At 59.5% G+C, this 26,499-nt stretch carries 26 protein-coding genes; 16 read left to right on the top strand and 10 right to left on the bottom strand.

Translation table 11 applies throughout. From position 1 onward, the window contains the following. Positions 1-122: 122 nt before the first annotated feature. A complete protein-coding gene (gene dapB / locus AB7E19_RS07960) occupies positions 123-935 on the bottom strand; it encodes a 4-hydroxy-tetrahydrodipicolinate reductase (protein WP_052816492.1) in 813 nt (270 codons plus the stop codon). A gap of 316 nt (positions 936-1,251) precedes the next feature. Between dapB and AB7E19_RS07965 the strand changes: the two genes are divergently transcribed. The 4 genes from AB7E19_RS07965 to serA all read left to right on the top strand — a co-directional run bounded on the left by AB7E19_RS07965 (position 1,252) and on the right by serA (position 5,593). Further along, positions 1,252-2,598: a Na+/H+ antiporter NhaC family protein gene (locus tag AB7E19_RS07965; protein WP_103242929.1), complete on the top strand. Its 1,347-nt coding sequence runs from the start codon at positions 1,252-1,254 to the stop codon at positions 2,596-2,598. A gap of 104 nt (positions 2,599-2,702) precedes the next feature. After that, complete coding sequence (locus AB7E19_RS07970) at positions 2,703-3,299, top strand: 5-formyltetrahydrofolate cyclo-ligase (protein WP_124244907.1); 597 nt, start codon at positions 2,703-2,705, stop codon at positions 3,297-3,299. A 143-nt stretch (positions 3,300-3,442) separates the two neighbouring features. Continuing rightward, positions 3,443-4,096: a ribose-5-phosphate isomerase RpiA gene (gene rpiA / locus AB7E19_RS07975; RefSeq protein ID WP_039040383.1), complete on the top strand. Its 654-nt coding sequence runs from the start codon at positions 3,443-3,445 to the stop codon at positions 4,094-4,096. A 264-nt stretch (positions 4,097-4,360) separates the two neighbouring features. After that, positions 4,361-5,593, top strand: a complete 1,233-nt coding sequence (gene serA, locus AB7E19_RS07980) for a phosphoglycerate dehydrogenase (RefSeq protein WP_039040384.1) — start codon at positions 4,361-4,363, stop codon at positions 5,591-5,593. 78 nt (positions 5,594-5,671) lie between these two features. Here the strand turns inward: serA and AB7E19_RS07985 are convergent, their stop codons facing one another. After that, positions 5,672-6,052, bottom strand: a complete 381-nt coding sequence (locus AB7E19_RS07985; RefSeq protein WP_039040385.1) for a diacylglycerol kinase — start codon at positions 6,050-6,052, stop codon at positions 5,672-5,674. Between the two features lie 141 nt (positions 6,053-6,193). Between AB7E19_RS07985 and AB7E19_RS07990 the strand changes: the two genes are divergently transcribed. Continuing rightward, complete coding sequence (locus AB7E19_RS07990; RefSeq protein WP_010675196.1) at positions 6,194-7,258, top strand: 3-deoxy-7-phosphoheptulonate synthase; 1,065 nt, start codon at positions 6,194-6,196, stop codon at positions 7,256-7,258. 210 nt (positions 7,259-7,468) lie between these two features. On the opposite strand, the gene AB7E19_RS07995 is transcribed toward AB7E19_RS07990, so the two are convergent. The 3 genes from AB7E19_RS07995 to AB7E19_RS08005 all read right to left on the bottom strand — a co-directional run bounded on the left by AB7E19_RS07995 (position 7,469) and on the right by AB7E19_RS08005 (position 10,043). Beyond that, complete coding sequence (locus tag AB7E19_RS07995) at positions 7,469-8,242, bottom strand: ATP-binding cassette domain-containing protein (RefSeq protein WP_319862448.1); 774 nt, start codon at positions 8,240-8,242, stop codon at positions 7,469-7,471. After that, on the bottom strand, positions 8,229-9,236 hold the full coding sequence (gene btuC / locus AB7E19_RS08000; protein ID WP_124244908.1) for a vitamin B12 ABC transporter permease BtuC: 1,008 nt from the start codon (positions 9,234-9,236) through the stop codon (positions 8,229-8,231). The genes AB7E19_RS07995 and btuC overlap by 14 nt, the downstream gene beginning before the upstream one ends. Positions 9,237-9,311: 75 nt before the next feature. Beyond that, positions 9,312-10,043 carry a substrate-binding periplasmic protein gene (locus tag AB7E19_RS08005; protein ID WP_160837467.1) on the bottom strand — a complete coding sequence of 244 codons (732 nt, stop codon included), beginning with the start codon at positions 10,041-10,043 and terminating at the stop codon, positions 9,312-9,314. Positions 10,044-10,155: 112 nt separating this feature from the next. Here AB7E19_RS08005 and AB7E19_RS08010 point away from each other — a divergent pair, with 112 nt between their 5' ends. Both AB7E19_RS08010 and tapW read left to right on the top strand, forming a co-directional pair. Next, positions 10,156-10,512 carry a DMT family protein gene (locus tag AB7E19_RS08010; RefSeq protein WP_010675200.1) on the top strand — a complete coding sequence of 119 codons (357 nt, stop codon included), beginning with the start codon at positions 10,156-10,158 and terminating at the stop codon, positions 10,510-10,512. 56 nt (positions 10,513-10,568) lie between these two features. Continuing rightward, on the top strand, positions 10,569-11,705 hold the full coding sequence (tapW, locus tag AB7E19_RS08015) for a type IVa pilus ATPase TapW (protein ID WP_322131561.1): 1,137 nt from the start codon (positions 10,569-10,571) through the stop codon (positions 11,703-11,705). A 62-nt stretch (positions 11,706-11,767) separates the two neighbouring features. Here the strand turns inward: tapW and AB7E19_RS08020 are convergent, their stop codons facing one another. The 3 genes from AB7E19_RS08020 to AB7E19_RS08030 are packed head-to-tail and all read right to left on the bottom strand — an operon-like array spanning position 11,768 to position 14,551. Continuing rightward, positions 11,768-12,010, bottom strand: coding sequence for a FeoC-like transcriptional regulator (locus tag AB7E19_RS08020; protein ID WP_010675202.1), 243 nt, complete (start codon positions 12,008-12,010; stop codon positions 11,768-11,770). A 46-nt stretch (positions 12,011-12,056) separates the two neighbouring features. Next, the gene (feoB, locus tag AB7E19_RS08025; RefSeq protein ID WP_427934902.1) at positions 12,057-14,327 is read right to left on the bottom strand and encodes a Fe(2+) transporter permease subunit FeoB; all 2,271 of its coding nucleotides are present in this window, start codon (positions 14,325-14,327) and stop codon (positions 12,057-12,059) included. Then, positions 14,324-14,551, bottom strand: coding sequence for a FeoA family protein (locus AB7E19_RS08030; protein ID WP_010675204.1), 228 nt, complete (start codon positions 14,549-14,551; stop codon positions 14,324-14,326). Before AB7E19_RS08030 ends, feoB begins: the two co-directional genes overlap by 4 nt. Positions 14,552-14,670: 119 nt before the next feature. Between AB7E19_RS08030 and AB7E19_RS08035 the strand changes: the two genes are divergently transcribed. The 7 genes from AB7E19_RS08035 (at position 14,671) to AB7E19_RS08065 (ending at position 19,931) form a co-directional block, all read left to right on the top strand. Beyond that, a complete protein-coding gene (locus AB7E19_RS08035) occupies positions 14,671-15,000 on the top strand; it encodes a translation initiation factor (RefSeq protein WP_161470768.1) in 330 nt (109 codons plus the stop codon). Positions 15,001-15,253: 253 nt separating this feature from the next. Continuing rightward, the gene (locus tag AB7E19_RS08040; RefSeq protein ID WP_010675206.1) at positions 15,254-15,811 is read left to right on the top strand and encodes a TMEM165/GDT1 family protein; all 558 of its coding nucleotides are present in this window, start codon (positions 15,254-15,256) and stop codon (positions 15,809-15,811) included. A 217-nt stretch (positions 15,812-16,028) separates the two neighbouring features. Continuing rightward, complete coding sequence (locus tag AB7E19_RS08045; protein WP_042014993.1) at positions 16,029-16,967, top strand: DUF2157 domain-containing protein; 939 nt, start codon at positions 16,029-16,031, stop codon at positions 16,965-16,967. Next, complete coding sequence (locus tag AB7E19_RS08050; protein ID WP_427934906.1) at positions 16,960-17,967, top strand: DUF4401 domain-containing protein; 1,008 nt, start codon at positions 16,960-16,962, stop codon at positions 17,965-17,967. The genes AB7E19_RS08045 and AB7E19_RS08050 overlap by 8 nt, the downstream gene beginning before the upstream one ends. Then, positions 17,964-18,458 (top strand): GDYXXLXY domain-containing protein, encoded by a 495-nt coding sequence (locus AB7E19_RS08055; RefSeq protein WP_427934908.1) that lies wholly within the window; start codon positions 17,964-17,966, stop codon positions 18,456-18,458. Before AB7E19_RS08050 ends, AB7E19_RS08055 begins: the two co-directional genes overlap by 4 nt. Before the next feature lie 191 nt (positions 18,459-18,649). Beyond that, positions 18,650-19,372 carry a substrate-binding periplasmic protein gene (locus AB7E19_RS08060; protein ID WP_041215870.1) on the top strand — a complete coding sequence of 241 codons (723 nt, stop codon included), beginning with the start codon at positions 18,650-18,652 and terminating at the stop codon, positions 19,370-19,372. A gap of 280 nt (positions 19,373-19,652) precedes the next feature. Further along, a complete protein-coding gene (locus AB7E19_RS08065) occupies positions 19,653-19,931 on the top strand; it encodes a hypothetical protein (RefSeq protein WP_029314742.1) in 279 nt (92 codons plus the stop codon). Between the two features lie 102 nt (positions 19,932-20,033). Here the strand turns inward: AB7E19_RS08065 and AB7E19_RS08070 are convergent, their stop codons facing one another. Next, positions 20,034-20,321, bottom strand: a complete 288-nt coding sequence (locus AB7E19_RS08070) for a hypothetical protein (protein ID WP_039041204.1) — start codon at positions 20,319-20,321, stop codon at positions 20,034-20,036. An 86-nt stretch (positions 20,322-20,407) separates the two neighbouring features. Then, positions 20,408-21,466: a GGDEF domain-containing protein gene (locus AB7E19_RS08075; RefSeq protein WP_104453105.1), complete on the bottom strand. Its 1,059-nt coding sequence runs from the start codon at positions 21,464-21,466 to the stop codon at positions 20,408-20,410. A gap of 1,357 nt (positions 21,467-22,823) precedes the next feature. On the opposite strand from AB7E19_RS08075, the gene drt3a reads away from it, so the two are divergent. Both drt3a and drt3b read left to right on the top strand, forming a co-directional pair. Next, positions 22,824-24,164, top strand: coding sequence for an antiviral reverse transcriptase Drt3a (gene drt3a, locus AB7E19_RS08080; protein WP_427934911.1), 1,341 nt, complete (start codon positions 22,824-22,826; stop codon positions 24,162-24,164). Continuing rightward, positions 24,164-26,236, top strand: coding sequence for an antiviral reverse transcriptase Drt3b (gene drt3b / locus AB7E19_RS08085; protein ID WP_427934913.1), 2,073 nt, complete (start codon positions 24,164-24,166; stop codon positions 26,234-26,236). The genes drt3a and drt3b overlap by 1 nt, the downstream gene beginning before the upstream one ends. The last annotated feature ends 263 nt before the right edge of the window (positions 26,237-26,499 follow it).

The raw sequence follows: 26,499 nt of genomic DNA on the forward strand, positions 1-26,499 counted from the left end.
TTTAGCGAGGTTCACTCAAAAAGTGATGATTAAGGCTCATTTCTACAAAAAAGTGACAAAAAACCCCGGCGGACCGGGGTTTGGCAACCAGTACGGGAGTCTGCACTCCCCCTGAAGACGGTTTATTTCAGACCGAGCACATCCTGCATGTCATAGAGACCGGCCCCTTGCTGGCCGAGCCACTTGCCCGCCCGCACTGCACCGTTGGCGAAGGTCAGACGGCTGGAAGCCTTGTGGCTGATCTCGACCCGCTCGCCGATGTCGGCAAACATGACGGTGTGCTCCCCCACCAGATCTCCGGCGCGGATGGTGGCAAAGCCGATGGTGTTGCGATCCCGTTCACCGGTGATCCCCTCACGGCCATAGACGGCGCACTCTTTGAGATCCCGGCCCAGGGTTTTCGCCACCACTTCTCCCATGGAGAGCGCAGTGCCGGACGGAGCATCCACCTTGTGTCTGTGGTGCCCCTCGATGATCTCGATGTCGGTGTACTCCCCCATCACCCTGGCCGCCTGCTCCAACAGCTTGAACACCAGGTTGACCCCGACCGAGTAGTTGGAGGCGAAGACGATGCCGATCTGCTTGCCCGCCTCGTGCAGGGCCGCCTTGCCCGCCTCGTCAAAGCCGGTGGTGCCGATCACCATCTGCTTGCCATGCGCCAGTGCAAAGGCGAGGTTCGCCAGGGTCACCTCGGGGCGGGTGAAGTCGATGATGAGATCGAATTCGTCCTTCACCTTCTCCAGACTGTCGCTGATGATGACGCCAAGGCGCCCCAGGCCGTTGAGTTCACCCGCATCCAGACCCATCACGGCAGAGCCCGGTCGTTCCAGCGCCGCTCCCACCACCACGCCCTCGGCGTTGGCGATAGCCTCCAGCAGCACCTTGCCCATACGACCATTACAGCCCATCACGGCCACACGGATCGGATTGTCCATCTCCACCCTCTCATCTCTTTATTATGGAAAGAGACCGTTTTACCAGCCCGCGCCCCCTTTGAAAAGCCCGATCTGGCCCGCCAAACCACCCCGACATTTAAACGATAAATTCATTAAAAACAGAATAAATAACGGAATAACCAGACAAGTCAGAATCACGAAGCAAAAAGCCCTATCCATCTGGACGGCTATCTTGACCCGGGCGGGCCGACTCACTACTGTTGGCCCCCCATGGTGGCAGGATGCCCGCCCTGTGCCCGCCCTGGAGGCGCCACAGGCAACGACAGGAGGTCATTGTTCAAGTTTCGAGGAACACATGATCCAGACCCAACCCCGTGCCAGAGCCCTGCTGCCCCTTCTGGTCTTTCTTGCCCTCTTCATCGGTACCGGTACCTGGCTGACCCTGCAGGGGGTCGAGTTCGCCTTCTACCAGCTCCCCGCCCCCGTTGCCGCCCTGCCCGCCGTCATGCTGGCCCTGCTGATGGGACGCGAGGGGTTCAACAAGAACCTCGAGACCTTCTTCAAGGGGGTGGGCGAGAGCAACATCATGGCCATGTGCCTCATCTATTTGCTGGCGGGCGCCTTCGCCACCGTGGCCAAGGCCACCGGCGGGGTGGATGCCACGGTCGCCCTCGGCCTCTCCCTCATTCCGGGCTGGTGCCTGCTGCCGGGGCTCTTCCTCATCTCTGCCTTCATTGCCACCGCCATGGGTACCTCCATGGGCACCATCGGCGCCGTGGCACCGGTGGCGCTGGGCGTCGCCCAGGCCGCCGGCATCGATCCGATGCTGATGGCGGGGACCATCCTCTCCGGCGCCATGTTCGGGGACAACCTCTCCATCATCTCCGACACCACCATCGCCGCCACCCGCAGCCAGGGCTGCGAGATGAAGGACAAGTTTCGCGAGAACATCAAGATTGCCGCCCCCGCCGCCGTGCTGGTGATCCTGCTCTATCTGGTGCTGGGCTCCACCGGTGAAGCGCCGGCCCCCACCGCCGAGGCGGACTTGCTCAAGGTCGCCCCCTATCTGCTGATCCTGGTGCTGGCCCTCTCTGGCATGAACGTCTTCATGGTACTGGGGCTCGGCATCCTGGCGGCCGGTGGCGTGGGGCTGCTTGGCAGCTACTCCCTCGGCCAGTTCAGCAAGGACATCTATCAGGGCTTTACCAGCATGCAGGAGATCTTCCTGCTCTCCATGCTCATCGGCGGTCTGGGTGCCCTGATGGAACGCCAGGGGGGGCTCGCATGGATAAGTGAGCGCATCGCCGCCCTGATTGCCCGCTTCACCCGCCACCACGATGGCGAGCAGAACGAAAAGGCGGCCGAGCTCGGCATCGCCGGCGTGGTGAGCCTCACCAACCTGTGCACCGCCAACAACACCGTGGCCATCATAGTCGCGAGCAAGGTGGCCAGGGATCTGGCGGACCATCACGGGGTCACCCCGCGCCGCGCCGCCTCCATGCTGGACATCTTCTCCTGCGTGGTACAGGGGCTGATTCCCTGGGGCGCCCAGGCGCTGCTGCTGGGTTCCATCTTCGCCCTCTCGCCGATCCTGGTCGTGAGCATGAGCTTCTACCCCATGGCGCTGGCCCTGGCCGCCATCGTGGCCGTTTTCCTCAAGCACCAGATGGGTGCAGTGGCTCCCGCCCCCAACCGTTCCTGACGCCCGACCTCAGGGGCCGCCCGGCTGGCGGCCCCGCCATCGGCTTTTCATCCCGTCGGCCCCTTGCTAAGGTAGCGCCAGCCCACCTTTGCCCAGGAGTCCCCATGCCGGATACCCAACCCGAACGCCAGAACCTGCGCCAGCTCATTCGCCAGCGCAGAAAAAGCCTGAGCCAGGCCGAGCAGCAGGCGGCGGCCCAACAGCTGGTCGAGCGCTTCCAGGAACACCCCGGCATCCTCGCGGCCAGGCGCATCGCCCTCTATCTGGCCAACGACGGGGAGCTCGATCCCCTGCCCGCCATCCACTGGCTGTGGGCCCGGCAAAAGGAGGTCTACCTGCCGGTGCTGCATCCCTTCACCCCGGGTCACCTGCTCTTCTTGCGCTACACCGCCACCACCCCCATGACCCGCAACCGCTACGGCATCGCCGAGCCCGAGCTCGACGTGCAGCAGGTGCTGCCCCACAGCATGCTGGACATCATCTGCACCCCGCTGGTGGCCTTCGATGGGGCTGGCAACCGCCTCGGCATGGGGGGCGGCTACTACGATCGCACCCTCGCCTGCTGGCACGAGCACCAGCTCGGCCCAAGACCCCTGGGGCTCGCCCACGATTGCCAGCAGGTAGATGCCGTCCCCCGGGAGCAGTGGGACGTGCCGCTCCCCCAGATCATCACCCCCAGCCGCAGCTGGCACTTTGCCTGATCAGGCGGGGGCGCCCCCTTCGGTTCAATAAACAGGCAAACGATTTACATCTTGGGGATTTTTGCGCCGGAACGTGAGCACCATGGTCGCTCTGGGGGGGATGCTTGGATATAATGCGCCCGCTTTTTCCATAAGGATCCATCATGACTCAAGATGAAATGAAGAAGGCGGCCGGTTGGGCTGCGCTCAAATACGTGGTACCCGGCACCATCGTCGGGGTGGGCACCGGCTCTACCGTCAATCACTTCATCGACGCACTGGCGACCATGAAAGACCAGATCAAGGGCGCGGTGTCGAGCTCCATCGCCTCCACCGAACGCCTCAAGGGTCTCGGCATCCCGGTGTTTGACCTCAACGACATCGATGCCCTCTCCGTCTACGTGGATGGTGCCGACGAGATCAACGCCAGCCGCGACATGATCAAGGGGGGCGGAGCCGCCCTGACCCGCGAGAAGATCGTCGCCGCCGTGGCCGACCAGTTCATCTGCATCATCGACAACACCAAGACCGTCGACGTGCTGGGCACCTTCCCCCTGCCGGTGGAAGTGATCCCCATGGCCCGCGAATACGTGGCCCGCGAGATCCGCGCCCTTGGCGGCAACCCGGTGTGGCGTGAAGGGGTGGTGACCGACAACGGCAACATCATCCTGGACGTCAAGGGCATGGCCATCACCGATGCCAAGGCTCTGGAAACCCGCCTCAACAGCATCGTGGGCGTGGTCACCAACGGCCTGTTCGCCCACCGTGGCGCCGACGTTGTGCTGATCGGCACCCCCGAGGGTGTGATCACCAACTAAGGCCCGCTCCCCGGACCTCTCCTCCGGGCTAGCCCCCGCCCGGGTCAGTCAATCTGACTGCCCCAAATGGACAACGGCGCCTCATGGCGCCGTTTCTGGTTATCCCTCAATGGGTTGTAGCAGCACATCTGCAACAATCGTTGATAACTTCAAAGAATTTGACTTTCGTCACAAATATTCCCTCTCCCAAACGTTTTTGCTACTTTACGGTTTTCTTCACACTGCAAGCCTGAACGCATTTTTCAAAACAATAGAGGGAACGTCATGACAGCCAAGTTTTCGCTGGACAAGGATAAGATCAAGGTACTGCTGCTGGAGGGAGTCCATCCCAACACGGTGGAGACCTTTCGGGCAGCCGGCTACACCAATGTGGAATATCTGAAGACGTCCCTGTCGGAAGAGGAGTTGATCGAGCGCATTCGTGACGTGCATTTCGTGGGCCTGCGTTCACGCACCCAGATCACCGAGAAGGTGCTGGATGCCGCCACCAAGCTGGTGGCCATCGGCTGCTTCTGCATCGGCACCAACCAGGTCTCCCTCGACGCCGCCCACGTGCGCGGCATCCCCGTCTTCAACGCCCCCTTCTCCAACACCCGCTCCGTGGCCGAACTGGTACTGGGGGAGATCCTGCTGCTGCTGCGCGGCATTCCCGAGAAGAACGCCAAGTGCCATCGCGGCGTCTGGGAGAAGCTGGCCAACCGCAGCGTCGAAGCCCGTGGCAAGAAGCTCGGCATCATCGGCTACGGCCACATCGGCACCCAGCTTGGCATCATCGCCGAGATGATCGGCATGAAGGTCTATTACTACGACATCGAGAACAAGCTCTCCCTTGGCAACGCCATCCAGGTGCCGAACCTGGTGGAGCTGCTCAACATGTCTGACGTCATCAGCCTGCACGTACCGGAAACCGCCTCCACCAAGGATCTCATCGGTGCAGAGCAACTGCGCATGATGAAACCGGGCGCCATCTTCATCAACGCCTCCCGCGGCACCGTGGTGGACATCGACGCCCTGGCCGACGTCATCAAGAGCGGCCACCTCTCCGGCGCCGCCATCGACGTCTTCCCGGTGGAGCCCAAGTCCAACGACGAGGAGTTCCTCACCCCGCTGCGCGGCCTGGACAACGTGATCCTGACCCCCCACATCGGCGGCTCCACCCAGGAAGCCCAGGAGAACATCGGTCTGGAAGTGGCCAACAAGCTGGTCAAATACTCCGACAACGGCTCCACCCTCTCCGCGGTCAACTTCCCGGAAGTCTCCCTGCCCGGCCACAAGGGCTCCAGCCGCCTGCTGCACATTCACCGCAACCAGCCCGGCGTGATGAACCAGATCAACCAGATCTTCGCCGACGAGGGGATCAACATCGCCGGTCAGTACCTGCAGACCAGCAGCGAGATCGGTTACGTGGTCATCGACGTCGAAACCGAGCACAGCGAGAAGGCCCTGGCCCGTCTCAAAGAGATCAATGGGACCATCCGTGCCCGGATCCTGCACTGATAAGCCCTTATCTGCGCAGCAAAAAGCCCGTCGTGATGACGGGCTTTTTTATGTCAGAAGAAAGGTTGCTCTCGCAACCTACCACCAGCCCAGCAGGTTGCGGCCCACCAGGGCACCCCACACCAGGGCATTGAGGGCCAAGGCGATGAAGACGGCAGCGGAGCCCAGATCCTTGGCGCGACCCGAGAGTTCGTGATGCTCGGAGCCGATGCGATCCACCACCGCCTCCACGGCGGAGTTGAGCACCTCGACGATCACCACCAGCCAGCTGATACAGACGAGCAGCAGGATCTCGTTGAGGGAGTCACCTATCCAGAATGCCAGCGGCATCAGCAGCAGGATGAGCAGCAGCTCCTGACGGAAGGCGGCCTCGTTGATCCAGGCCGATTTGAGACCTTTCATGCTGTAACCGGTTGCGTTGATGATGCGGGTGATCCCGGTCGCGCCTGGCTTTGCCACGATAACTACCTCATTTGAAATGGCTTTTGGGTTCACATCCTATCAGAGCCGCCCAAGGTTTCCATCGGGTGACTTTTGCTTTATTTTATTCCCTTGCATTTTGGCATCCCGCCCACCTTATCCACTCGAGAATTGAGTCGTATGTCCATTCACACCGATGAATTGCGCACCCGTCGCCTGGAGGCCCTGATCACCCCCAGCGAGCTGGCGCACGCCTTCCCGTTAACCGACACCATCGCCCAGAACCTGCTGGATGCCCGCCGCCAAGTGGAAGCCATTCTGTCCGGTGAAGATCAGCGCCTGCTGGTCATCGTCGGCCCTTGCTCCATCCACGATCCCGCCGCCGCCCACGAATACGCCCTGCGTCTGAACACCCTGCGTGAAGAGTACAAAGAGAGCCTGTGCATCGTGATGCGCACCTACTTCGAAAAGCCGCGCACCATCGTCGGCTGGAAGGGGCTCATCAATGATCCGCGCCTGGACGGCAGTTTCGACGTCAATGAAGGGCTGAAACTGGCCCGCAAGCTGCTGGTGGACATCAACGAGACCGGCATGCCCACCGCCACCGAGTTCCTCGACATGGTGACCGGCCAGTACATCAGCGATCTCATCACCTGGGGCGCCATCGGGGCGCGCACCACCGAGTCCCAGGTTCACCGGGAGATGGCCTCCGCCCTCTCCTGCCCGGTGGGGTTCAAGAACGGCACCGACGGCAACACCCGCATCGCCATCGATGCGGTGCGCGCCGCCCGTCACAGCCACATCTTCTACTCCCCGGACAAGGACGGCAAGATGACCATCTACCGCACCGCCGGCAACCCCTACGGCCACGTGATCCTGCGCGGCGGCCACAGGCCCAACTACGACACCGCCAGCATCGACGAGGCGTGCGAGGCTCTGGCCCAGGTGGGCCTGCCGGAGCGCCTGGTGGTGGACTTCAGCCACGGCAACAGCATGAAGGATCATCGCCGCCAACTGCTGGTGGCCCAGGATATCTGCGATCAACTGCGCCGCGGCCGCACCGGCATCGCCGGCATCATGGCCGAGAGCTTCCTGGTGGAAGGGCGTCAGGACGTGGAGAACGGCTGTGCCGCCACCTTCGGCCAGAGCATCACCGATGCCTGTCTGTCGTGGAGTGACACCGAAACCCTGCTGGCCATGCTGGCAGAAGCCGCCCAGGTGCGGCTGGACAAGCAGAAAGCCTGAGCAACCGCTCAACGCTCCATCTACCAATGAAAAGAGCCAGGCATCACAGATGCCTGGCTCTTTTCATTTCCACAGTGATTCACTCGCCTCCTTGGCTTCACTCAGTCTCTGCAGGTTTTCAATGCTGTATCCGTAGTCGACGGAGCGGCTCCCTCTCCCACTTGTATCAAAAGAATGGGAGAAGGGCTGGGGATGAGGGGGAAGCCCGCCTCACAGGCTCGGCATAAACCAGGTGCGGCCGGCCGCCTCTATGCGATCGGTGCGGATCTGGAACACCCGCTCCAGCAGCGCCTCGTCGATGATCCCGACGTCCCCTTCCCCCACCACGCGGCCCTGTTGCAGGCAGAGCACGCGATCCGCCCAGTCGATGGCCAGATTGATGTCGTGGATGGCCACCACCACCAGCAATCCCTGCGCGGCCAGTTGCTTGAGCAGCCGCAGCAGCGCCATCTGGTGATGCAGATCCAGCCCCGCCAGGGGTTCGTCCAGCAGCAGCACCCGCCCGGTCGGATTGAGGCTTGGCCACAGTTGCAGCAGGGTGCGGGCGATCAGCACCCGCTGCTGCTCCCCCCCGGACAATCGGCTGAAGTCCCGTGCAAGCAGGGGCGCCAGTTCCAGGGCGTCGCACACATCCGCCACCGCCTGCGCCTGGGCATCGGGGGCCCCCTCCTCCAGCCCCAGGCTCAGCACCTGGAACACCGGGATGTGGAACAGCTGGGGCTGGCGCTGGGGCAGCATGGCGCGCCGCGTTGCAAGCTCGGGCCAGCTCAGGGTCGTGATGGCCTCTCCCCCCAGCAAGACGGCGCCATCGGCGGGCAGCAGGCCCGCCAGGGCCCCGAGCAGAGAGGACTTGCCGCTGCCGTTGGGGCCGAGCAGGGCCACCAGCTGACCGCCGGACCAGGTGAGATCCAGGGGGGCGAGGCGATGGGGGATGGCCAGGGCGCGGGCCTCCAGCCGCCAGGGGGCGGGATCAGCGGGACACATCGGCATCTTGCCTCAGCAGCAGATAGATAAAGAGCGGGGCGCCCACCGAGGCGGTGATGACCCCGATGGGCAGTTCACCGGCGTGCAGCGCCGAGCGGGCCACCAGATCGGCCCCGAGCAGCAGGGCGCCACCCCCCATCGCCGAGGCGGGCAGCAGGAAGCGTTGATCGCTGCCACCGCACAGGCGCAGCAGGTGAGGCACTACCAGGCCGACGAAACCGATGACGCCGCACAGGGAGACCGCCACCCCGGTGAGCAGGCAGACCGCCAGCACCAGGCGTACCCGCATGCTGTCCACGTTCAACCCCATGAGGCGGGCCTGGGTCTCCCCCAGCAGCAGTTGTTGCAGTGCCCGCCCCTGCCAGCAGAGCCAGCCGAGGGTGAGGGGCAGCACCAGCCACCACCAGGCGAGCTGCTGGCTGCCGTAGGCGAGGCTGCCCATCATCCAGAACATGAATTCCCGCAAGGCGCCGTCGTCGGCGAAATACATCAGCCAGGTCATGGCCGCATTGGTGAGGATGCCGATGGCGACCCCGAACAGCAGCAGCCGCCCATGGCCGAGCCGTGCCCGGCGTGCGAGACGGATGAGCAGCATGGTCACCACCAGGGCGCCGCCAAAGGCCGCCAGCGACAGCCCCCAGCCCGGCAGATAGAGCCCGAGCCCCTTGGCCACCGCCATCGCCACCATGGCGGCCAGCCCAGCGCCGCTCGAGACGCCGAGCAGGCCGGGTTCCGCCACCGGGTTGTGGAGCATCACCTGGAGCACGGCACCGCCGCAGGCAAGGGAGGCCCCCGCCAGCAGGGCCAGCAGGGCGCGCGGCAGGCGCAGCTCCAGCAGGATGCGCAGCTCCAGATCCCCCAGCGGCTGCCAGGGCAGCAGCACGAACTCCCCGAGGGCGAGGGAGAGCAGGAACAGGGCCAGGGTCAGCAGCGACAGCAGGAGCAGCCAGCGGCGCTGCCAGCGCTGCTGGCGACGGATGAGAGCGAGATACACGGGATCCCCAAGAAGCGAGGCCCGCCGGGGGGCAGGCAGGAAAGCTGCATGATAACAGCGCGTTACCACCCAAGGTCAAGGCTGGTAGGGCTTGGCCAGCGCCGCTATCTCGCCGCTCTCCACCATGGCTAGCAACGCCTGCGCCAGCTTGGGGCCCAGCTCATGGTGGGGTGAGTGCTTGCTCATCCCGAGGTAGAGCACCACCGGGTTGGGGGGCTGGAAGGGCGCCTTGACGAGGCCGGCGTCGTTGCGCTGGCTCAGGGCGTAATCCACCTGGCAGTCGGTCCCTATCATCAGGGGCAGGTGGCCCCGCTCCACCATGCGCTGCAACTGGTCTTCGGTGGGGACCCCGTGCTTGTCGAGCTGGGTGTCGCCATCGAAGGGGGGGAAGTAGGCGGAGTTGAGCACATAGCCTATCTCGCGGCCTCGCAGATCCTCGTAGCGCCTGAGACCTGCCACGGCGGCGGGCTTGCCATAGAAGGCAGGCCGGCACTGGTAATAGGACGGCTGCAGGTAGTCGATGAAGGCGGCCCGCTCCTCGGTGTGAGCCAGCCCTATCATCAGATCCACCTGACCGGTCTGCATCTGTTTGAGTGCCCGTCCCCAGGGCACCCGTTTGAGGGTGAGCACAATGCCGCTGCGTGCCTGCAACTGGCGCAGAATGTCGATATCCAGCCCCTGGAAGTCGTCGTTCTCTGCCAGCATGCGAAACGGCGGCCAGACATCGGTGGCCACCGTCAGGGTCGGCGCACCTTGCGCCCAGCAGGCAAACAACAGACAAAGCGCACCCCAGCTTGTCTTGCCCATCCAGCTTTCGCCTTCTTTTGTTACATCCTTGTGAGCTAAAAATACCCTCAAGCACCACTTATGAAAACCCATGGAGTCGAGATAAAATGCATTGATTTAAAAGGAGAACCTAATGAACCCCATCATGACCAGTATCGGCCTGCTCATCTGCAGCAACGTCTTCATGACGTTTGCCTGGTACGCCCATCTCAAGAGCATGAATCACAAACCCTGGATCATCGCCGCCCTGGTGAGCTGGGGGATAGCCCTGTTCGAATACCTGTTGCAGGTGCCCGCCAACCGCATCGGCCACACCGTGCTCTCCGTCGGCCAGCTCAAGATCCTGCAGGAGGTGATCACCCTCACCGTGTTCGTTCCCTTCTCCATCTTCTATCTGAAAGAAGACCTGAAGTGGGACTACCTCTGGGCGGGTCTGTGCATCCTGGGCGCGGTCTTTTTTGTGTTCCGCGAAAAACTGACCGGCGCCTGAGGCTGTACACTCAAGCCATTCATCATCCCCCAGCCCTTTGAGCGACGAGGCCCCTCATGGAATTGAGAGACATGCTGCAGATCCTGGCCAAACAGGATGGTTCCGATCTCTATCTCTCCACCGGCGCCCCCCCCTGCGCCAAGTTCAACGGCGCCCTGCGCCCCCTCACCCAAGAGCCCCTGGGGCCGGGCGAGGTGGCCCGCATCGCCTACGACATCATGGATCTCGAGCAGAAACAGCAGTTCGAGAAAGAGCTGGAGATGAACCTCGCCATCTCCCTGCCCCAGATAGGCCGTTTTCGGGTCAACATCTTCAAGCAGCGCAATGAAGTCTCCCTGGTGGCGCGCAACATCAAGACCGAGATCCCCCGCTTCGAGGATCTCAAACTCCCTCCGGTGCTCCTCGACACCATCATGGAGAAGCGGGGTCTGGTGCTCTTCGTCGGCGGCACGGGGTCCGGCAAGTCCACGTCGCTCGCGGCCCTCATCGATCATCGCAACCGCAACAGCGGCGGCCACATCATCACCATCGAGGATCCGGTGGAGTTCGTCCATCGCCACCAGAAGAGCATCATCAACCAGCGGGAGGTGGGGGTGGATACCCGCAGCTTCCACGCGGCCCTGAAGAACACCCTGCGCCAGGCGCCGGACGTCATCCTCATCGGTGAAATCCGCGATCGGGAGACCATGGAGCATGCCCTCGCCTTCTCGGAGACCGGGCATCTGGCCATCTCCACCCTGCACGCCAACAACGCCAACCAGGCGCTGGATCGCATCATCAACTTCTTCCCGGAAGAGCGCAGACCCCAGCTGCTCAACGACCTTGGCAACAACCTCAAGGCCTTTGTCTCCCAGCGGCTGGTGAAGACCACAGATGGCGGCCGCCGGGCGGCGGTGGAGGTGATGCTCGGAACCCACACGGTGCGCGATCTCATCAAGCGCGGCGAGTTTGGCGGCCTCAAGGAGATCATGGAAAAATCCAAGGCCCTTGGCATGGTGACCTTCGACAGCACTCTGTTCGATCTGGTGGTCGAGGGGGTGATCGACGAGGAGGAGGCGGTGAAGAACGCAGACTCCCAGAACAACCTGCGCCTCAAGATCAAACTCTGGCGGGAGAAGGGCCAGATTGGCAACAGCGCGGCAGCGAGCGGCTGGAGCCTGGAGCCCACCAAGGACGAGGGCGACCTCTTCTAAGACCGGGCACGGCGGCCACGAAAAAGGGAACCCTCGGGTTCCCTTTTTCATATGGGCAGGCGTCAGCCCTTCTGGATCAGCCCTATCTGGCCGGGCTCGCACCACTCGAACGTCACCTCTTCGTGCTTGCCGCAGCAGGAGCCGCCACACAGGCGGCTCTCCCGCTTGGCGACGCGCCCCTTGCGCATCCAGACCCCGAGCATGGCCTCTACCGCATCCTCGGAGGTGTGGAAGTGGCGGGCCAGCGCCCGCCGGCTCACCTTCTTGTGCAGGGCCAGATAGTCCCCCAGTTCACGCAGGATCACAGAATACCCTCCCTCTCGGCGCACTCGTCCCTGACCATGAGCCCCTTCACAGGGTCACCACCTTGCGGGCGACGATGTCGCCGTGACGACGCCCCAGCCACCAGAGCAGCACCAGGGAGAGCAGATAGCTCAGGCTCCAGACCAGGCTCTGCGCCGGGTGGGCGGCGAAGGTCGCCAGTTGATAGAAGAGAGTGGCGCACAGGAAGGCGACGTAGTTGCACCAGGCGGCGGTGAACAGGGCCCACTGGCGACCGGTCTCTCGCACCAGAGCCCCCATGGCGGCGGCGCAGGGCATGTAGAGCAGCACGAACAGCAGGTAGGCAAAGGCTCCGGCCACGCCGTCGAAGTGGGTCTGCATGTTGCCGTAGGTGGAGGTGTCCACCTCCTGGGCCTCGGCTGCCGCCTGCTTGTCCTCCAGATCCCCCACCTTGAGCCCCATGGGATCGGCGGGGTCGATGTCCGCCAGGTTGGCGGGAATGGTGGCCAGCGCCGCTTTCAGGCTGCCCAGCAGGGAGTATTCACTCTCCTCCTCATCACCGGCGCCGCCGGCGTAGAGGCTGTTGAGGGTAGCGACCACCGCCTCCTTGGCAAAGATGCCGGTGAGGATGCCCACCGTGGCCTGCCAGTTGTCGTCCCGCACGCCTATGGGATGCAGCACCGGGGTCACGGACTGGCTCAGCTTGCTCAGCACCGAGTTCTCCTGATCCTGGTTGCCGAAGCTGCCGTCGGTGCCGAGGGAGTTGAGCACGCTCAGCACCGCCACCATCAGGACGATGGTCTTGCCCGCGCCGAAGATGAAGCCCTTGAGTTTCTGCCAGGTGCGCAGCCCCACGTCCACCGGACGGGGCCACTCGTAATCGGGCATCTCCATCACCATGGAGTCGCTCTTGCCCGGCAGCAGGGTGCTGCGCAGGAAGAGGCCGGTGAGCACCGCCACCAGGATGCCGAACAGATAGAGACCGAACACCAGGTTCTGCCCCGACTCGGGGAAGAAGGCCACCGCGAACAGGGCGTAGACCGGCAGACGGGCACCGCAGGACATGAAGGGCGCCATGGCCGAGGTCATCAGCCGCTCGCGCTCCGACCCCAGGGTCCGGGTTGCCATCACCGCGGGCACGGTGCAGCCAAAGCCCATCAGCATGGGGACGAAGGCCTTGCCGGGCAGGCCGAGGCGACGCATCAGGGCGTCCACCACGAAGGCGGCGCGGGCCAGATAGCCGGAGCTCTCCAGCACCGCGAGGAAGAGAAAGAGGCAGCCCACCACGGGGATGAAGGTCGCCACCGTCTGCAAACCGGCACCCACGCCGTCCGCGAGCACGGCCCCCAGCCAGTCGGGGGCACTCATCAGCCCCAGCAGGTGGTGCACTCCGTCCACGAACAGGGCCCCCCCGAGGATGTCGAAAAAGTCGATGAAGGCGCTGCCCACCTTGATGGCGAACATGAACATCAGGTACATCACCAGCAGGAAGAAGGGGATGCCCACCCAGCGGTTGAGCAGCACCCTGTCCAGCCGTTCGCTCTGGGCGACGGTGAGCTTGTCCTGATGACGGCACGCCTGTTGGCACCAGTGGTGGATATGGCCGTAGCGCAAATCAGCGAGTTGCAGGTCGATGTCCTGGGCGTGGTGGGCGCGACTCACCACGTTGTCGGCCGCCGCCTGCTGCCCCGCCGCCAGGGTCTCCTGCATGGCAATGTCTTCCTCCAGCAGGCGCAGGGCGCGGCCACGGCGATGCAGATGATGGGGGGCGAGCAGGGTCTCCAGCTCGGCGATGTCCCCCTCGAGGGGCTGACCGTAGTCGAGCACCAGGGCGGGCTGGGACTGACCGATAAACTGGTGGATCCCCTCTTTGAAAGCCGCCACCTGCTGGCGATTGTGGGCCGAGAGCGACACCACGGGGCACCCCAGCGCATTGGCGAGCAAGGCCTCGTCGATGGTGATGCGCCGCTTTTGCAGCAGATCCATCTTGTTGAGCACCACCACCATGGGCAGCCCCAGCTCCCGCAGTTGCAGGGTGAGGTAGAGGGAGCGCTCCAGGTTGGCGGCATCGATGACGTTGAGCAGCAGATCCGGCTGCTGGCGCTGGACGAAGCGACTGGCGATCTGCTCGTCCAGGCTCGCCTCCTGGTTGGCCAGGGCATAGATGCCGGGCAGGTCCACCAGGGTGTATTCCTGCCCGCGGGCAGCAAAGGCCCCCATCTTCTTGTCGACGGTGACCCCGCTCCAGTTCCCCACCTGCTGGCGGGAGCCGGTCAGGGCGTTGAACAGGGAGGTCTTGCCGCTGTTGGGATTGCCCACTGTGACCAGGTTGTAGCTCATACCGGCTCCACCTCGATTTGCTGGGCCAGACTCCGCTGCATGGAGAGGCAGATGCCCTGGCACTGGATCTGGAGCGGGTCCCCCAGGGGGGCGGCCCGCAGATAGAGGATCTCGGTCTGGGGCAGCAGCCCCATCACCATCAGCTTGCGCCGCAAGGCGCGGCCAAGGTGGTTCATGTGCGTGATGCGAGCGCTCTGTCCCGGCGACAGCTCTGTGAGTACCATGACGGGCTCCTGAAGTTAAACAAGAATAATTCGCTTTTAATGGGGGGATTATAAGCTGTGCCCTCAACATTTATTTGCGTAAAATCAAACTCCGCTTAGCTAACCGACAAAGTATTGCCATGAGTCACGACAACAACAGCCGCCTGGTCTATAGCACGGACGGCGGCATGATCAAGGAATCCGCCCCCGCCCAGCACGCCTCCCCCTTCCCCGCCGACGGGGTCGTGCGCATCCGCCGCGAGACCAAGGGACGCAAGGGGGCCGGGGTCATCAGCATCCACGGCGTTCCCGTCGAACAGCAGAAGGCCCTCGCCACCCTGCTCAAGAAGAAGTGCGGTACCGGCGGCGGTCTCAAGGAGGGGATCATCGAGATCCAGGGGGACAAACGGGACCTTATCAAGGCCGAACTGGAGAAGGCCGGCTTTCAGGTCAAACTGGTGGGGGGATAATTCCCCATCCCGCGCCTTGCCTCACCGGGGGTTTTTCCCTAGAATGCCCGCTCCCATCGAGGGGGAGTAGTCTCGCCACGGACCCGTTTCGTGCGCGATCCTGATCAACATACTTGGTGCCAACTCACCATGGTCAGGGTGATCCGGGCAATGCCGGATTTGACAAGACCTTTGACGGGCCAGTGCCAAAACCGGGGACGGATGGCGCAGGCTTGTCTCTGGTTTATAACAATTCCGTCCCCCGGTCATTTTTATGGAAGCCTTGTTAACCTCCACCATCAGCGTTGCCATCGCCGAGATCGGCGACAAGACACAGCTGCTGGCCCTGTTGCTCATCTGTCGTTTTCGCAAACCCTGGCCCATCATCGCCGGCATGCTGGCTGCCACCCTGCTCAACCACGCAGGGGCCGCCTGGATAGGGGAATTCATCAGTCGCTGGATGGATCCCAAGGTGATGACCTGGCTGGTCGCTGGCGCCTTCATCGCCATGGCCGCCTGGATCCTGGTGCCGGACAAGATGGACGATGAAGAGAGTTCCCTGGACAAGTACGGCCCCTTCATGGCCACCTTCGTGCTCTTCTTCATCGCCGAGATCGGTGACAAGACCCAGATAGCCACCGTGCTGCTGGCAGCCAAGTACGACTCCCTGATCCAGGTCATCACCGGTACCACCCTCGGCATGATGCTGGCCAACGTGCCCGTGGTGCTGCTCGGCAAGCTCGGGGCCGACAAGCTCCCCCTCAAGGGGATCCGCATTGCCTGCGCCATCCTCTTTGCGGGGCTTGGCATCTCCACCCTGATCTTCGCCTGACCTCCATAGAAGCCGGCGGGGGATCAGCGTGAGCACTGATCGCCACCGCCGCCCCGGACGTCCTTCAGGCCCCCTCCTCACGGCGGGGGCCTTTTTAGTGCAAAGACATGGCCCCGTGCCGAGACCTGTGTCGCAGCGCCAACGGCGCCCCTGCCCCGAGACGCGGCGCCGTGCCATAATGCCTTATCTTTCAGGCATCACGGCTTCAGGAGCCCCCATGCACCTCACCTCAAGACAGACCCTGCTCGACTGGGTCAGGCGCGGCCGCCTGCCACGGGCCTCGCTGCCTGCCGCCCTGGCACTGTGCGATCTGCCCCCCGGCCCTGCCCGCTGGCAGTGGCTGTTCGACAGGCTGCTGCTCTGGCTCGGCTGCCTCTGCCTTGGCGCCGGCCTCGTCTTCTTCGTCGCCTTCAACTGGCAGGCCCTGGGGCGCCTCTCACGTCTCGCCCTGCTGGAGCTGCCGTTGCTCGCCATGCTCCTGGTGCTCTGGCGCAAACCCATGAGTGACACCCCGCGCCAGGCCCTGCTGCTGGCCCTGGCCCTCAACCTCGGCGCCCTGCTCGCCCTGGTGGGCCAGACCTACCAGACCGGCGCAGACCCCTGGCAGCTCTTCGCCACCTGGGCCCTGATGCTGCTGCCGCTGGCGGCCCTTGGCAGAAGCCCGCTGCTCTGGACCCTGGCCTGGCTGCTCGGTCAGCTCGCCCTGGTGCTCTACTGGCGGCTCGGCCTTCTCGATCTCTTCTTCTCCTTCAACGAGGAGGCCCTCGGCTGGTGCCTGACCCTGCTCAACGCCGCCCTCTGGGGTCTGCTCATCCTGGTGCCCGCCCGCTACGCCCTGATGCCCTCCTGGCTCGCGGGGCTGGCCGCGGGGCTCGGCATCACCCTGCTTACCCTGCTGGCCCTGTTCGATGCCGCCTCTCCCTGGGTCTGGCCTGCCTGGCTCGCCTGGCTCGGCGCCGCCTACCTGCGCTGGCACCACAGGTTCATCGCCGGGCTCGCCATGGGGTGCCTGAGCCTTATCGCCGTCATCCTCGCGGCCCTTGGCAAGTGGATGGAGCCGGACATGAACGGCTTTTTGCTGCTGGCCCTCATCGCCATCGGCCTGTCGGTGATGGCCAGCCGCTGGCTGCAACAACAACGGAGGCAGCATGTCTGATCTCACCCCCTGGGAGCGCCTGCGTGCAGCCCAACTTGTGGAAGGGGATGCCCCCCGGGATGAACAGCCCCACTGGTCGGGCCGTTTTCTGCTCGGCATGGTGGGCTGGATAGCCGCCCTCTTCCTGCTCTTCTTCCTCTTCATGGCCTTCGAGCAGCTGACCCGCGACCCCAACAACGCCCTCGCCATGGGGATGGTGCTGATGGCCGCCGCCCTCGGTCTCAACCGCATGGCGACCCGCAGCGATCTCTGGGATCAGTTCGTGCTGGCGCTGGCGCTGGCGGCAGATGCCTGGCTGCTCTACGGCCTGCTGGACAGGCTGGATCTGAACGTCGCCTGGCTCTGGTTCGGTCTGACCGCCTTCTCCCTTGGGGTGGCCGCCCTGTTCGAGCACTGGCTGATCAGGCTGTTCCACAGCTTCGCCGCCGCCATCCTGCTCACCCTCGCCCTCGCCTGCCTCGGCCTGCACCTGCTGGCCCTGCCGCTGGTGATGGGCGCCGTCGCCCTGTGCTGGCTGCAGGCGGAGCGCGATCCCACCCGCCATCTGCTCTATGAATCCCTCACCCTGGGGCTGGCACTCTCCCTGCTGGTGCTGGGACGGCTGCACCACCCCCTGTGGGAGGGAGGCACCAGCGTGCTCAATGAGCTCGGCAGCTCCCGCCTGCCCCTCTGGCTCAATCCCCTGCTCTGCGCCGCCCTGCTGCTCGCGGTCATGGTTCGCCTCAGGCTGCCGCTGCGCTACGGGCTGCCGCTGGTGGTGATCAGCGCCATCATTCCCGGCATGGGGGCTGGCGCCCTGGTGCTGGTGCTCGGCTTCTACGCCGGCAGCCTGGCCCTGATGACCCTGGCAGGCCTGCTGCTGCTCGGCTTTGGCTCCCTCTATTACTACGATCTGGGGCTGACCCTGATGACCAAGTCCTGGCTGCTGCTCGCCTCGGGGGCCCTGCTGCTCGGTACCCGTCAGTGGCTCAAGCACCTTCACAACGGGAGCCCCTCATGAGACGCCTCGCCTTTTTGCTGACCGGTCTTGCCCTGCTCGCCGGCATCAACGCCGCCGTCTGGCGCTTCGAGCACGCCATGAGCCAGGGGGAGGTGGTGCTGATCGAGCTGGCACCGGTCGACCCCCGCTCCCTGATGCAGGGGGACTACATGCGCCTGAACTACGCCCTCGCCCGCCAGCTGGCGGGCCGCCAGGCCGCCGTCGGCCCCCACACCCTGGTCGTTCGCCTGGATGAACATCAGGTGGTGCACTGGGTGGAAGGGGGCAAGTCCGAAGCCCCGGGCCCGGGGGAGCGTCTGCTCAAGGTGCGCCAGCGCGACGGCCAGTGGTTTATCGGGCCTGACGCCTTCTTCTTCGAAGAGGGCACGGGAGATCAGTATGAGTCGGCCCGCTACGGCGAGTTTCGTCTGCAAGAGGATGGCAGCACCCTGCTGGTAGGGCTGAGGGACGAAGCGTTCACCCCCCTGGGTCACACCCGCCCGGCCTGGTAAAAAGAGGGCGCCGATCCGGTTGAGAGTGGCGAAATGATGACACCCCCCGGCGGATAACGTCTGCGCCGGGTGGCGAAACGCCGTGACTTGGCAACACTTGAAACTGGGCACTCGGCAGCAGGACGGTCAGGATGAACATAGACATTGCAGTCCCCCTTCGCAGACTGGTCGCCTGCGCCGCCCTCGCGGCCATGGTCTGGGGCACTCCCGCGACCCAGGCCAGCCCGGCGCTCGCCAGCCTGCACTACCTCACCGAAGAGTACAAACCCTACAACTTCACCGGGGAGGATGGCGCCCCGACCGGCTTTGCCATCGACCTGCTGCACCTGGTGTGGCAAAAGACCGGCACCCCTGTCCAGCCCGTCAGCATCCTGCCCTGGGCCAGGGGTTACTACCTGCTGACCCAGAAACCCAATGTGGTGCTCTTCTCCACCGCCCGCACCGAGGCGCGCAATCCCCTGTTCAAGTGGGCCTGCCCCATCGGCTATGCCGAGATAGTGCTGATGGGGCTCGCCAGTCGCCCCCTGACCTTGACCCGCCTGGAAGATGCCCAGCGCTACACCATAGGCGCCGTGCGATCCGACGTGGGGGAGCAACTGCTGCTCAACGCAGGCTTCGACGAGCAGAAGATCATGACCGCCAACCGCCTCTCCCAGGCCCTGCGCATGCTCACCTCGGGCCGGGTCGATCTGGTCTCCAGCAACAAGTCCACCCTGCTGGATCTCATCAAGACCCAGCAGCTGGATCCTGCCCAGTTCGAGGTGCGCTGGATGTTGAGTTCCGAGCAGTACTGTTTCGCCTTCAGCCACCCGGTGGACGATGCCCTGGTCAGGGAGTTCCAGCTCGGCCTGACCCAGGTGCTGGCCAGCAGCGACTTCCAGCAGCTCCAGCACAAATACTTCCCCTCCCCCTGACCCCTTCCCCCGCCGGGGCCGCCAAGGCCCCGGCCCGCCTTTGAGCCAGCGCACGAAACCCGTTTAATGTTCGCCACTTGCAACGACAAGGGGTGACGCAGACCGTCCCGGGTCCGTAATATAGGGCGCAGGAGCCTGTTGGCCCCTTTTTCACGGCAAGGGGCAGGGCGCACGGTGGCAGCGACAGTCAGGGGCGGCAGCGTGCCCGCTGGCCGCCTTCATCGGGCAGCGCCGCACTCACGCCCTTCCCCGCCATCTCTCCGATCTCTTGGGAATACACATGCACAACACAGCGAAATGGTTGATGAGTCTCTCGGTCTGCGCCCTTCTGATGGCCTGCGGCGGTGACAAGACCACCGGCAAGGCCTGTCTCGGGTCAAACAACGACACCCTGGTGGAGGGGATGCAGGACAAATGCAAGGCGGGGGACATTGTCGCCACCAAGCACCCGGCCTATTTCTGCGATTTCAACTACGCGGTCACCTTCAACAGCTACAACTCCGCGATTTGCGTCTACTCCGGCGGTCTGAAACCGGAGAGAACCACGGAAAAATCATGACTGGCGACCCATTTGTCCCGTCTGACACGAAGAGGGCGGCAGGATATGTGGCCAATGCCCGGGCGGCGGTGCCGCGCAGGCCATCCGGGGGCGGCTTCGCCCCTATTTCACCCGCATCAGACGGTGATGCTGCCCGGCGCACTCGAGCTGGAGCACCTGGGATCGGGCCATGGCCTCCACCCTGGCCAGCATCTCGGCGCTGTAGCCCTTGCGGCGCATCCATTGCAAGGGCTCCTCAAAGCCCCCTTCGTTGACCACGAAGGTATCTGTGTAGGACTCCTTGACGATGCTGACCACCCAGATGCGCTGCTGAAACTCGCAGAGTCCGGCCACCAGGGTGGCCGCCCGCCCGGCCAGGGCGCGCACACGGCGGGCAAGAAGATGAACCATGGTATGTGCTCCGAACTGATAAAAGGGAAAACAGACTGGCACCCGGGTGGACGCGCCACCCTGTGCCCTCTCAACCCGCCCCGCTCCTATCGCGGGGCAGACACCTGACTGGAAGGAGGCGGGTTCCCGCCCTCCCCTGCGGCCCGGCGCTGGCGCTTGACCGCATACATGCTCGCATCGGCCCGGTTCAGCGCCTCCTCGACGCTGACCTCGGCCGGCATCACGGCCACCGCCCCCACGCTGGCACCGGGATAATGGATCACCTTGTCCCCCACCGGCAGTGACAGCACGCTGTGCTCGAACAGGCGCTGGCGAAACGCCGCCACCGCTCCGTCCAGCGTGTCGGCGCCCGGGAAAGGCCCCATGCCCACGGCCACGAACTCGTCCCCCCCAAAGCGGGCCAGCAGATCGCCGCCGCGCAGGGTCTCGCTCAGTTGCCGCGCCATGGCGGTGAGCAGCCTGTCCCCCGCCTCGTGGCCATGCTCGTCGTTGATGGCCTTGAAGCCATCGAGATCCACAAAGGCGATGAGCACCGGATGCCCCGCCCGCTCCGACAACGAGAAGAGGCGGGTGAGTTCGAGCATCAGGGCGCGGCGATTGGGGAGCCCGGTGAGGGGATCGGAGAGGGCCAGGCGCGAGAGCTCGTCGTTGGCCTGCTGCAATTGCCGCAGCAGTTGCTCCCGCTCCACCTGTTCGGCAATCAGGTGCGCGAAGAAGGCAATGAGCTGCTGCGCCCCCGCCACCGCGGGTTTTTGTTCGGTACTGGCGCCGCACAGGGTGCCATAGAGGGAGCCGGTAGAGGTGCGCACCGGGCTGCTCAGATAGGAGCGAATGCCGAGCTCGCTGGCCGCCTGGGAGTCCCCCCACAGAGCGGCGACGTCGTCGGTGTAGCCAATCTCATCGTCGATGGCACGGCGACACAGGGTATCGCTCCACTCCACCGTCATCCCCTCGGGGATCTGCAGCCCGGCCGCATTGCGGGCAAACAGAACATGCTGGCTGCTTTGCCCGAGGTCAATCTCGGTGAGATAGGTCGACTCCAGCCCGGTCACCGACGCCAGCATCTCCAGCAAGGGGCGGGTCAGGCTCTCCAGATCCCGCGCGTTTATCATCTGCTCCGAGAGCGCCAGCAAAATTTTATCCATGCCTACCTCCACTACTGCGTGCATCTGATGGGCGGCTACCTTAGCCAACTCGGGGCGGGCCCGACAAGCGGCAGACCGCGATTGACCGGGGGAAAGATCGATTTGTTCACATTTTGGCATAACCGGACCCCAAGCGGCGTCGCCATGCGAAACACAGGGACACAACCCTGCCCTCGCCCCTGGGTGCCGGGTCGATTCCCGCCGCGTATTCGCCCACGGTCACCATCCCCTCTCCCCTTGAGGGAGAGGGTCAGGGTGGGGGTCACTCACCGTCATTTGGCATGGCTACGCCTGTAGGGTCGGTAGGGTCGATTAGCGAAGCGTAATCGTCCGCGGTAATCATCCCCTCTCCCCTTGGGGGAGAGGGCTAGGGTGAGGGGTGGGTAACGGCATTGCCTGGCGAATGCCGCCCCACGCCTCATGGCATGGCTTCGCCGAGCAGGACACGAGGACTCCGTCCTCGATGGGGTTTCCCCCGCGAGCCTCGGCGACTTCGGTTTGATCCCCTCTTCCCTTGGGGGAGAGGGTCAGGGTGAGGGGTCGGTAACGTCATTGCCTGACGAATGCCGCCCCACGCCTCAATGGCACGGCTTCGCCGCGCAGGACACGAGGGCGCGGCCCTCGACGGGGTTTCGCCCGCCAGCCTCGGAGACTTCGGCTTGATCCCCTCTCCCCTTGGGGGAGAGGGTTAGGGTGAGGGGTTCGGTAACGTCATTGCCTGGTGCAATGCCGTCCCACGTGTGAATGGCATGGCTTCGCCGCGCAGGACACGAGGACTCCGTCCTCGATGGGATTTCGCCGCCGCTGCGCGGCTGGGCGAGTGACTTTGGAAAGACCCAAAGTCACCAAAAGTCTTCTCCCCCGCTTGTTCGCCCTCCTGCGTCGGGTGCCCGCGGCTCACCCGTTTGTCCTACGGCACGCGCCGATGGGCCATCCCTGGCCCAGCGGCGCTCGCTCGGCATCCTGCCTCGCGGCCTGGACAAACGGGATCACCTCGGCGAACAACAGGGGGCAACACCCAACCCGCAGCGCCGAGGCCAATTACTTGACCATGACCTTGTGTTTGCGGGACAAAGATCGGGAGGGTTGTTATCTCTGAACTGGCCCTTCGCCCACCGTATGACAAGACCAAATTGTCGAACCTATGCAACGAGTGCCATAAACATGGTTGCATTGGTGCAAAAATCATTGTGAGTACAGCAACAAGAGGCTCACTTCCCTATCGGGGAAAAGCTTTATATAGAAAACCCGATAGTGAGCTATTAGGCTGTAATAATTTCTTATTAGTCGAACGTACGATTACGCTTGTCTAACCGATATCAACAACTCTATCTCTATTATCAATAAAGAGTCATTTATGGCAGACCAATCATTTTCCCCTGAAAACTTAAAAAGTATATATGATAATGAAAATAAAAAAGGAAAGTATTTAGAGGGTGAATTTTTTCCTCATATAAAAGAGATGTCAAAAGCAATAAAAAACTTAAGAAAAAAAATATATATTTTAAGAAAAAGACGAGCAAATATTTCTCCTGCCGGCTTTAATATTGCCCTTACAGCGCTACACTCAAAGTTAAAGGCAAAGAAAGAGGAAAGAAATTCAGCAGTTATGAATGTATTGTCAGCAATTGGTGCAAATATATCTCAGAAAAGCTTCTCTTTAAAATGTATACAAGCACAAGTTGTTCATGGCAAAGCTACTTACAAGATTGAAAAAAATGAAAACTCATTCTTTGCAGAGAAAAAACTTCAGGAGAACATCAAAAAAACATATAATATTAATCTATCTAGCAGGGACTCCATTGTTTCATCTCTAATATCAATTCTAGATGATGACATGCCAAAAATAATAATAAGAACAGACATATCAAGTTTTTATGAATCAATTAGCCATGATTTATTGAAATTAACGTTAGAACGTCATGGACATTTATCCTTGTCAACAAAAAGAATAATAAATGAAACGTTAAAGTTTTATACTATTGAGACAGGGTCATCTAGAGGGCTTCCGAGAGGAATAGGTATTAGCGCATACTTGTCCGAGGTGTTCATGATTGATATAGATGATGAAATATTGAAATTACCTCACATAATATATTATAAAAGATATGTCGATGACATAATTGCAATATTTTCACCACCAATAAAAATCGACGAAACTTTACTGATGCAGGATATTGAAAGGATTATAAACAACCATAAATTAACTCTTAACAAAATTAAGACAAAAACCATAAACACTCTAACACAGCAAAATTATACTTTAGACTACCTTGGCTACCAATTTAAACATGCAAACAAAAAAACTTTAGATGTTGAAATAAGTAATCAAAGAAAGTTAAAAATAGAATCAAGAATAGATTACTCATTTCAGAATTACATTAAAGGTAGAAAAACTGAAAAAACAAAAAGGCTTTTCATTAATAGAATTAAATTCCTCACTGGCAACATCAAACTTACAAATAATAAAGGCGGTACATTTATTGGTATCTATCACACTAATAAATTTGCAAATAATACATCTCAAATAAAGAACCTCGACAATATACTCAGAGATAAGATAAATACCGAACTGAGACAATCACCATCATTACAGCGAAGGTTAAATAAACTTAGTTTTGAAGATGGCTTCAATAAAAAAACATATCGCAAGTTTACAACTAAAGAACTAATGGAAATAACGAAGGGGTGGTGCTAATGAAAAAGATCCGCTTAGTAAATAAAAAAGAAAGAGCACTATTATCAGACATGCTTCCTTATGAAACCCCTTTGACCTTTTCCAACAAAGGATTTTATGATTTAATTTGTTTGTGTGATATAAAAACAAAGGGAAACTCCATATCCTGGCTTTCATTAAATGTCGGCATCGATTTATTTGTTTCAATTATTTTTGATCTAGACTATCAAACAGTCTTAACTACAATTAAAAATAATGGACGCAAACAAAGCATAGCTCCTAATGGATTAAGTACAATCCCTTTTTTATATAAGATAAATCATAAGGTCGGTGAGTTTAGAGATTTATCAATTATACATCCAAGAAACCAAATCCTTGCTTCAAATTTCTATGATAAATATAAAGACCTTATCATACATTTTTGTAATAAAAGTGATTTTTCATTAAGATATCCAGCCAGAGTGGCAAAATGTGTATATTGGAAAGACTCAAATAGAATGCTAGATTTCATTGATGACACTGTTGAGGTCATTGAAAGGGAGCAGGATAATCTAAAATCATTCTTTGTTTATAAAGAATGCAGCAACATATTTAAATTTTTCGAATCAAGCGACTATCATCGTTGTGAGAAGGCTTACAACAATATGGCTCGCCTTGATATATCAAAGTGCTTCGACAGTATATATACACACTCTATTGCCTGGGCCACTTATGGTAAAGACATAACTAAAAACATTCTATCTAAGATTACTATAGGCTCACTGAACAATAGTTTTGGAGATAGCTTTGACGCACTAATTCAAGATTCAAATTACAAAGAAACAAATGGCATACCTATTGGCCCAGAGTTATCAAGAGTGTTTGCTGAAATTATTCTGCAAACTATAGATGTAGATCTAAAGAATAAACTAACAGAACTAAAAATAATATATAATAGGGACTACGAAATATTTAGGTATGTTGATGACTATTTCGTTTTCTTTAACAGCAAGGACACTTACAACACAATAACAAAACAACTGCAAGTGGCATTAAAAGCATACAAACTACATTTGAATACATCTAAAGAGGTTATTTACAATAAACCCATAATAACTGAGATTACTATAGCAAAAAATGAAATATCAAAATTATTAGAGAGCTCTATTAATTATGAATTAAAAGAAGAGGAGCATCTATCTGCAGGCGATAATGTTGCCCAGGATAGAATCTTATTAGGGAATATTTCGATCAATCACTCGTCATTAATAGTCCAATTCAAATCCATACTAAAAACCAGTGGTGCAAGCTATAGTGACGTTCTCAACTTCACGTTTTCTATACTTGAAAAGAAATTAAAAAAAATAGTTAGAGCACATTTGAAGACAACAGCAAAAACTACAGCATCTTCAGTTATAATTGATGCACTAAAATCAATTATAGAATTCTCATTCTTTATTTATGCAGTGTCACCCAAAGTCAACACTACGATTAAACTCAGTAGGGTGTTATGTACAATAATAAACCTACTTAAAACTAAGAGAATTGAGCTTGACTATAAACATGATCTATTTAAACAAATCTTCGACAATATAATCATTATTTTAAACAAAAACACTTGTGATGACATAACACAAGTTGAAACTCTCCACCTCATCACAGTTTTGAGCCAGCTCGGTCGAGATTTTAGATTGCCAGAGCGAACCCTAGCTAATTACCTTGGACTTCAAGATGAACAACATGGAACATATACTAATAAACATGAGCTTAATTATTTCACTCTGACAACAGCCGTTTCTTATATGAGAAATTTAAAAAGATATAATGACTTAAAGTGTGCCATAGAAGACATTATTTTAGAAAAACTATCATCAAAATCTGGCTGTATAAAAAAACACACTGAATCAACACTTATTTTCTTTGATTTCATATCTTGCCCTTATATCTCTGAGCACACAAAGGACGAAATCCTAAAGCATTTCTCAATAACTGAACAATCGCACAAAACAGCATTGAACAACCTAACTAAACTTACTAAAAACTTTTTCATTACATGGGAGGGTTTTGATCTTAACCAAGAGCTTGACAGAAAAAGAAGCTTGGATGTATATTAACCGAGTTTTAAACATGCATCATCCAAACGTTTAATGGCTGTAGTCAGCTCACACACTAGCGTGAAGGTCTTACTGGGCTCAATGAAAGAGGTAGTGGGATCGAGTAACCCGGATGAGTTACTCAATAAAAAAACCGTATGTACAGATCTAGTTATCACCTGACACCGGCCTCAAACCGGTGTCTTGTTTACGCTACTTTAGTGCGCACTTCCTTCGGTATCAATTTCAGACCCTTTTTGAACATGCTGTAGGGAGTCTGTCCT

The sequence above is a fragment of the Aeromonas sp. genome, assembly GCF_050252055.1.
In the GTDB taxonomy this organism is placed as follows: domain Bacteria; phylum Pseudomonadota; class Gammaproteobacteria; order Enterobacterales; family Aeromonadaceae; genus Aeromonas; species Aeromonas caviae.